Here is a 7,640-nt window from a genome sequence, read left to right on the forward strand (position 1 = left end):
GTCGTTCGAGCAGTCGCTACACCCTGGGGCCGATGCCGTCGAGGAGCGTGGCGACGACCGCCGCGGGCTCGACGGCGGGCGGTGACATGCCGGGCAGCACCGCGTTGAGGACCCGGTCGTGGCAGATGCCGACCAGGACCGCCGCCGCGGCGGCGATGTCGGCCTCGGGGGCGAGGCGGCCGAGTCGCCGCTCACCGGCCAGATAGCCGGAGAGCAGCACGCGCCAGTCGGGCTGATCCGTCGGCAGGTCGGCGAAGCGATCCAGCACGGCCGGGGTGGACAGCAGGCCCGCGAAGACCGGCAGCACCGCGCGGTGCAGATCGAGGCCCGCGCTCAGATATATGCGGAGATTCTCCGCGACCGTCGCCTCCCCCGGGGCGGGCAATGAGCCGAGCGCGCGGTGCGCGGCGTCGACGTGCGCGCGGACCGCAGCCGCGAGCAGGGCGTCCTTGTCCGGGAAATGGTTGTAGAGGACGCCGTCGGCCACCCCGGCCGCGCGCGCGATGGCGCGCACGGTGAGGGTGGCGGCCGAGCCGTCGGCGAGCAGGCGCTGCGCGGTGGCGACGAGGTGATCGCGGAGAGTGTCGTCGGTGGCGCGCAGCGCCGCGGCCTTACGGGGGGACATGGATGGTTACGGTAGCGGGGTCGCGGCCGTGACGAGCCAGGCCGACCCGCGCAGCGCGATGCCGCCGGGAGTGACGTAGGGAAGCAGGGCCGTGGAGATCGCCTGGCGGACTTCGTCGTCGGTGACGAATCCGGCCAGAGAGCGGTGGTAGCGGACCGGGCCCCAGCCCATGATGAATTCGGTGGCGTCGGCGATATTGTCACCCCAGATGCCCTCGGCCTCACGATATTCGACGCCGATCTCATGGAAACCCGCGGCGGACAACAGGTCCCGGATGCGGTCGGGCTCGGAGAACGGGCCTTCGGCGGGGCTGACCGTGAAATCGCCGAGATGGGCTGCGGCGGCGCCGAATACGGCGCCCAGATCGGTGCCCGGGAGCGGAGTCATGGCGGCGAAGGCCAGGCGGCCGCCGGGGCGCAGGGCGCGGGCGATATTGGCGAAGGCGGCCACCGGGTCGGTGAAGAACATGATGCCGAAGCGGCTCAGCGCGGCGGCGTAGGCGGCGTCGGGGAAGGGATGGATCTGGGCGTCGCCCTGTTCGAAGCCGACATTGGGGACGGCTTCGACGGCGGCCCGTTCGCGGGCGCGGGCGAGCATCGGTCCGGACAGGTCGACGCCGGTCGCGGAGCCGGTGCCGGCGCGGCGGGCGGCGGCACGGGTCAATTGGCCGTTACCGCAGCCGATGTCGAGGACCCGGTCGCCGTCGGCGATGCGGGCGGCGGTCAGCAGGGGTTCGTCGAAGCCGTGGTTCACGGCGTCGTAGCGGTCGTAGTGGCCTGCCCAGTGTTCGCCTTCGTAGCCGTTCCAGGCTTCGGACTGGGCGGTATTCACGATCTCGGTCATGCTCGGCTCCTATTATGAACGATTGTTCATGAACGCACGTTCATATTGAGCCCAGCCGAAGGCACGTGTCAATACCCGCCCCGGGTAACGATTTACACTGAACGTTCAGCGACCAACTGGCAAACATCCAGCGACGGAGCGGCATCCGAAGAATCGGCCGTTCCGGCCTGCTGCGCACTCGGCCGGATTGTTAACGCTCGGCCGGACCCGCGACATAGCTGGTTGCGGGCTGATCGCCTGCGCGGCTGGATGATCGAAACAGCGTGGCGACATCGAGCCGGTGCTGGTTGGATGCCGGAGTATCGCACCGATCGGCGCGAGCGCGGGCAACGTCCTGCATACTACGACGGGCAGCGGCAAGGCTGCCCTCACTACGAGATCGAATGGACTTCGGGGGTTGTACATGAATGACCTGATATCCCAAGGGAACCGCACGTCCGGCAGCCGGATTCGGCGCGGCGTCCTCCCGATCATGATCGCCGCGGCCGCGACCGCCGCGCTCGTGTCGGGCTGCACCTCGTCCTCCAGCTCGGACAGCAAGGCCACCACCTCGCAGGCGGCCCCGCCGTCGCAGCTGCCCGAGGGCGCGCAGATCGTCGCCGAATCGGCCAAGACCACCCAGACCCTGCAGTCGGTGCACGTGGTGCTGGACGTCAAGAACCTGCCCACGCTGTCGGTCAAGAGCATCAAGGCCGATGTCACCAACCAGCCGCAGGGCCAGGGCCAGGCCATCGGTGACGCCGAGGTGAAGGTCAAGCAGGACGGCGACTTCACCAAGACCAAGTTCATGGTCGTCGACAAGACCCTCTACACGGGTGACGGCACCAAGTACTCCCCCGTCGGCCCCGCCGAGAAGATCTACGACCCGGGCGTCCTGCTCGACAAGGACAAGGGTCTGGCCTACGCCATCTCGCAGGTGAAGAACGCCAAGGCCGAAGGCCGCGAGAAGATCGACGGCGTCGACACCGTGAAGGTCAGCGGCACCATCTCCGCCGACGTCATGGACCCGGTCGTCCCGCAGATCGGCAAGGACGGCGGCGAGTTCCCGATCACCCTGTACATCAAGGACGTCGCGCCGCCGAGCGGTGCGGGCACCACCCTGCCCTCGACCGCGGCCTCGCCGGGCACCGGCCCGAACCTGGTGCGCGCCATCGTCACCAAGGACGCGGGCACCGTCACCGTGACGTTGTCCGACTGGGCGAAGCCGGTGCACGTCACCAAGCCCGGCGGCTAAACACGCGCCCGTCTGTCCTGTGAGTTGGGAGCCGGTTCGGGGAACGAGCAACGGCGGCAACAGCTGTCGTCCGACCCCGGCCGGCTTTCGCATTTTTTTCGGGCTGCTGTTAACAAAAGCCCACTTAAGAGATTGTTCAGTGAATTGCAAGCCGCAACGCCGACGATTCCATCCGTAAGTTCGAACGCGGTGTGTGCGTGTGGAGGAAAGCTATGACGATCGAACGGCCCGAGGCCGAGGCGACGATCGAACGGCAGGCGCCCGAAGGTGAATTCCGCCGGCCCCCGCTCGACGGACCGCCGCCCATTTCCAACGTCTGGGTCTACGACGGGAAAGCCTACGACCTCTCCGACTGGATCTCCAAGCATCCGGGCGGCGAGTTCTTCATCGGCCGCACCAAGAACCGCGACATCACCTCGATTGTCGGCTCGTACCACAAGAATCCGGAAGCCATCGGCAAGATTCTGAAGAAGTACGCGCTCGACCGTGACGCCCTGCCCGAGGACATCCACCCCAAGGCCAACGCGCCCGCGTTCCTGTTCAACGAGGGTTTCGACAGCTGGCGCGACACCCCGAAGTTCAGCTTCGACAACAAGGACGACCTGCTGCACAAGGTGAAGGCGCGGCTCAAGGAACCCGAGCTGGCCGCCCGGATCCGGCGCATGGACACCTATTTCAATATCGTGGTCGCCATTCTCGCGGTGGCGTACTTCGCGGTGCAGGGCCTGCGGCTGTTCGAGCGGTCCTGGATGCCGTTGCCGGTCTTCGTGATCGCGATGGTGCTGCTGCGCAGCTCGCTGGCCGGGTTCGGGCACTACGCCATCCACCGTGCCCAGAAGGGCATGAACAAGATCTACACGAACGCCTTCGACTTCAATTACGTCGCACTGGCATTCGTGACCGCGGACGGCCACGCCCTGCTGCACCACCCGCACACCCAGAGTGAAGTCGACATCAAGAAGAACGTCTTCACCATGATGATGCGGATCCCGCGGCTGTACCGGGTGCCGATCCACACCCTGCACAAGTTCGGTCACACCGTCACCGGCATGACCTTCCGCCTGCTCGACGTCTGCCGCCTCACCCGCAAGGTAGGCATCAAGGACATGTACGGCACCTGGGGTGGGGCACTGCCGCACTTCATCGGGTCGTTCGGCGCGCGGTTCCTGCTGCTGGGCGAGCTCATCGCCTTCACCGTGATGGGCGACTTCTGGGCCTGGGCCCTGCAATTCGTGATCACCCTGTGGGTCTCCACCTTCCTGGTGGTGGCCAGCCACGACTTCGAGGTCGAAACCGAGGAACTCGAGCACAACTCCGAGGACTGGGGCGTCGACCAGATCGAACAAGCCTACGACCTGAAGGTGGTCGGCAACCGCTACCTGGACTGCTTCCTGTCGGCGGGCCTCAGCTCGCATCGCGTCCATCACGTACTGCCCTACCAGCGCAGCGGTTTCGCCAATATCGCCACCGAGGACGTGCTGCGTGAGGAGTCGGCGAAGTTCGGCGTGGAATGGCTTCCCGCCAAGAGCTTCTTCACCGACCGCTTCCCCAAGCAGATCCGCACCTACATCCTCGCGCCGTCCGACGACGCGGTGGAGCGCAAGTGGGGGTTCGTCAAGGAGCACTTCTCGCCGCTCGCCCTGAAGACCTGTGTCGTCTACACCGCGCAGGGCTTCACCGGAATCGGCACGGTCTGAACCGATTCCGAACACCGCGGCGCGCCGGAACATGCGCCGGCCGCACCGCGGGTTCCACCAAAGAATACGAGGGGAGTCATTCGTGTCCATCACCATCGACGAAGGGGCCGCCCGGCCCGCAGCCCGGTTCGCGGGAGGCGAACCCGGCTACGACTTCGCGCCGACCCCGATGCCGCCGGCCCCGCCGACCACCGTCGGCGTGATCGAGTCCATCGCCACCGGCGCGCCCGCGCAGATCTTCGCGCAGGCCGACGCCGCCGCCCAGGTCGCCGGACTGTTCACCGACCCGGCCCAGCAGGCCCGGATCCCGCGGATCTACCAGAAGACCCGGGTCACCACCCGCCACCTCGCGGTGAACCCGATCGACCCCGAATTCCTGTCCTACAGCCGGGAATCGGGCACCATCCGCGACCGCATGAACACCTTCTACGACCACGCGGTGCCGCTGGCCGTGGACGTGGCCGGCCGCGCCGTCGCCCACCTCGAGGACCCGGCCGCCGAGATCGGCATGCTGGTCTTCGCCACCAGCACCGGGTTCATCGCACCCGGCGTGGACGTGGCCGTGGTCAAGCAGCTGGGCCTGTCCCCCACCGTCAACCGGGTCGTCGTGAACTTCATGGGCTGCGCCGCGGCCATGAACTCCGTGCGCGCCGCGACGGATTATGTGCGGGCGCACCCGGACAAGAAGGCGCTGGTCATCTGCATCGAGCTGAGCTCGGTCAACGCCGTGTTCGACGACAATGTCAACGACGTCATCATCCACAGCCTCTTCGGCGACGGGTGCGGCGCGGTGGTCATCGGCGCCCGGCAGGCGCACCAGCAGCTGCCGGCCGGATCCATCGTCATCCGGGACAGCTTCAGCTACCTGTTCGACGACGCCGAGGACGGAATCGTGCTGGGCGTCAACGACAACGGCATCACCTGCGAGCTGTCGGAGAACCTGCCGCAGTACATCCTGCGCGGCGTGGACCCGGTGGTGACCGAGGTGCTCGCGCGCCAGGGACTCACCAAGTCCGACATCGATCTGTGGGCGATCCACCCGGGCGGCCCCAAGATCATCGAGGAGTCGGTGCGCTCGCTCGGCCTCGGCGCCGAAGAGGCCGCCACCAGCTGGGACGTGCTCGCCGAGTACGGCAACATGCTCAGCGTCTCGCTGATCTTCGTGCTCGAGCAGATGGTCGCGCAGTCGGCATCCCAGCCGATCTCGACGGGCGTGGCGTTCTCCTTCGCGCCCGGCGTCACCCTCGAGGGCGTCGTGTTCGACGTCATCCGTCCCTGACCAGCCCGACCCGTCCAGTCCAGAGAGCCAGCAGTCATGCAACTCATCAGATTCCTCATCTCCATCTCGTGGATGCGGATCGCCGGCGTCATCGCCTCCGGTCTCGTCTGCGGTGCGGCCAATACCTACCTGGTGACATTGATTCGGGGAGTGGTGTCACCGGAACCGCATCCGGGCGTCACCGTCCAGGCGTTCGTCGCGACCGCCCTGGTCATCCTGATCAGCGGCGTGATCTCGCAGGTGCTGCTGATCCGGCTGGCCCAGGACGCCATCTACCGGCTGCGCGCGGACCTGAGCTCGCGCATCGTGTCCGCGCCGCTGGAACACCTGGAGCGGCTGGGCCAGCACCGGCTGATCGCCACCCTCACCGAGGATGTGCGGGCCCTGTCGCAGGCGGTGACGGCCATCCCGAGCATCTGCATCGATCTGGCCACCATCGTGGGCTGCTTCGTATTCCTGGCCGTCGTGTCCGGGCCGATCTTCGCCACCACGGTGGCGGGCACGCTGCTCGGAATCGCCTGTGTGGAACTGGTTCTCAAGCGAGTGCGGGCGCTGTACCAGTCCGCGCGGGAGAACGAGGACGGGCTGCTGCGCTCCTTCCAGGCGGTGTCGCTGGGCATCAAGGAGCTCAAGCTGCACCGCGGGCGGCGGCGCGACTTCATGGACAAGCACCTGCTCGGCTCCGCTGAGACGCTGCGGGCGCAGAACATCGACGCCGGGTCGAAATTCACCGTGGCCCAGGGGTTCGGGCAGCTGCTGCAGCTGGCCACCATGGCGCTCATCCTGTTCGGGCTGGCGCGGGCGCTGGAACTGCCGCAGAACGTGATGGTCGGCTACGTGCTCGTCACCACATTCCTGGCGATGCCGATGCAGAACTTCATGCACCGCATCCCGGACCTGCTGCGTGGTGACGTGGCGCTGGCCAAGATCCGGTCGCTCAACCTGTCCATCCAGACCGCGCACGACGAGTCGCGGCTGCCCTACACCGAGCGGGCCGCCGTCACCGCGGCGCGGCTCGAGCTCAACGACGTCGGCTACAGCTACCTGACCGAGGCGCCGCCCGCGATCCCGCCGCTGCCCGGCACCGGACCGCACCCCGGCCCGGGCCCCGGACAGCGCCCCGGCGGCGGCCGGCCGCATCCCGGCGGCCCGCCCCCGGGCCACGGTCCGCAGGGTGTCGACCGGCCGGATGTCAACGGGCACAGGTTCGTCGGCCACGGCGGGCACCCGCTGCCCAACGGCGGGCCCATGGCCCCGCCGCAGGCCGACGGCTCCGGCTTCCATCTGGGCCCGCTGGATCTGGCCTTCGAACCCGGCCAGATCAGCTTCATCGTGGGCGGCAACGGCAGCGGCAAATCGACGCTGGCCAAACTGATCACGGGCCTCTACGTCCCGCAGCACGGCCACCTCACGCTCAATGGCGAGACGATCGACCACACCAATATCGAGTGGTTCCGGCAGAACAGCTCGGCGGTCTTCACCGACTTCCACCTGTTCGAGGATTACCTCGGCTTCGAGGACGGCGTCGACGACCAGGTCCGGAAGTACCTGAAGGAACTCCGGATCGATCACAAGGTGACCGTGGAGAACGGCCGCCTGTCGACGATCGACCTGTCGCAGGGACAGCGCAAGCGCCTGGCGCTGCTGACCGCGCTGCTCGAGGACCGGCCGATCTACCTGTTCGACGAGTGGGCCGCCGATCAGGAGCCGAAGTTCCGTGACGTGTTCTACCGCGAGATCCTGGTCTCGTTGAAGAACCGCGGCAAGACCGTCATCGTCATCACCCACGACGACCGGTACTTCGACTGCGCCGACCAGCTCGTCAAGCTCGACTTCGGGCACATCGCCGAGGTCAAGGAACTCACCACGCCGGTAGCCGCCGAATAGGACCGAAAGACGAAGCCCCGCACCGAATCCGGTGCGGGGCTTCGTCGTGCGGGGCGGTTGGCCGCCGCCTTCTTC

At 67.4% G+C, this 7,640-nt stretch carries 6 protein-coding genes; 4 read left to right on the forward strand and 2 right to left on the reverse strand.

Translation table 11 applies throughout. The annotated features are described in order from the left end of the window. Positions 1 to 16: 16 nt before the first annotated feature. Positions 17 to 625 (reverse strand): TetR/AcrR family transcriptional regulator, encoded by a 609-nt coding sequence (locus ACFV4K_RS33470; protein WP_379280305.1) that lies wholly within the window; start codon positions 623 to 625, stop codon positions 17 to 19. A 6-nt stretch (positions 626 to 631) separates the two neighbouring features. Beyond that, the gene (locus ACFV4K_RS33475) at positions 632 to 1,468 is read right to left on the reverse strand and encodes a class I SAM-dependent methyltransferase (RefSeq protein ID WP_379280306.1); all 837 of its coding nucleotides are present in this window, start codon (positions 1,466 to 1,468) and stop codon (positions 632 to 634) included. Positions 1,469 to 1,871: 403 nt separating this feature from the next. Between ACFV4K_RS33475 and ACFV4K_RS33480 the strand changes: the two genes are divergently transcribed. The 4 genes from ACFV4K_RS33480 (at position 1,872) to ACFV4K_RS33495 (ending at position 7,565) form a co-directional block, all read left to right on the forward strand. Continuing rightward, positions 1,872 to 2,702, forward strand: coding sequence for an LppX_LprAFG lipoprotein (locus ACFV4K_RS33480; protein ID WP_357097123.1), 831 nt, complete (start codon positions 1,872 to 1,874; stop codon positions 2,700 to 2,702). Positions 2,703 to 2,914: 212 nt separating this feature from the next. Then, a complete protein-coding gene (locus tag ACFV4K_RS33485; RefSeq protein WP_379280307.1) occupies positions 2,915 to 4,399 on the forward strand; it encodes a fatty acid desaturase in 1,485 nt (494 codons plus the stop codon). A gap of 82 nt (positions 4,400 to 4,481) precedes the next feature. Further along, positions 4,482 to 5,678: a type III polyketide synthase gene (locus tag ACFV4K_RS33490; RefSeq protein WP_379280308.1), complete on the forward strand. Its 1,197-nt coding sequence runs from the start codon at positions 4,482 to 4,484 to the stop codon at positions 5,676 to 5,678. A 36-nt stretch (positions 5,679 to 5,714) separates the two neighbouring features. Next, entirely contained in the window at positions 5,715 to 7,565 is a 1,851-nt protein-coding gene (locus ACFV4K_RS33495) for an ATP-binding cassette domain-containing protein (RefSeq protein ID WP_379280309.1), read from the forward strand. Positions 7,566 to 7,640: the final 75 nt, after the last annotated feature.

This window comes from Nocardia sp. NPDC059764, assembly GCF_042732555.1.
Lineage (GTDB): Bacteria > Actinomycetota > Actinomycetes > Mycobacteriales > Mycobacteriaceae > Nocardia.

Bases quoted from the DNA above. Each gene is read 5' to 3' on its own strand.
- ACFV4K_RS33470 (WP_379280305.1), bottom strand. From the start codon at position 625: ATGTCCCCCCGTAAGGCCGCGGCGCTGCGCGCCACCGACGACACTCTC.
- ACFV4K_RS33475 (WP_379280306.1), bottom strand. From the start codon at position 1,468: ATGACCGAGATCGTGAATACCGCCCAGTCCGAAGCCTGGAACGGCTAC.
- ACFV4K_RS33480 (WP_357097123.1), top strand. From the start codon at position 1,872: ATGAATGACCTGATATCCCAAGGGAACCGCACGTCCGGCAGCCGGATT.
- ACFV4K_RS33485 (WP_379280307.1), top strand. From the start codon at position 2,915: ATGACGATCGAACGGCCCGAGGCCGAGGCGACGATCGAACGGCAGGCG.
- ACFV4K_RS33495 (WP_379280309.1), top strand. From the start codon at position 5,715: ATGCAACTCATCAGATTCCTCATCTCCATCTCGTGGATGCGGATCGCC.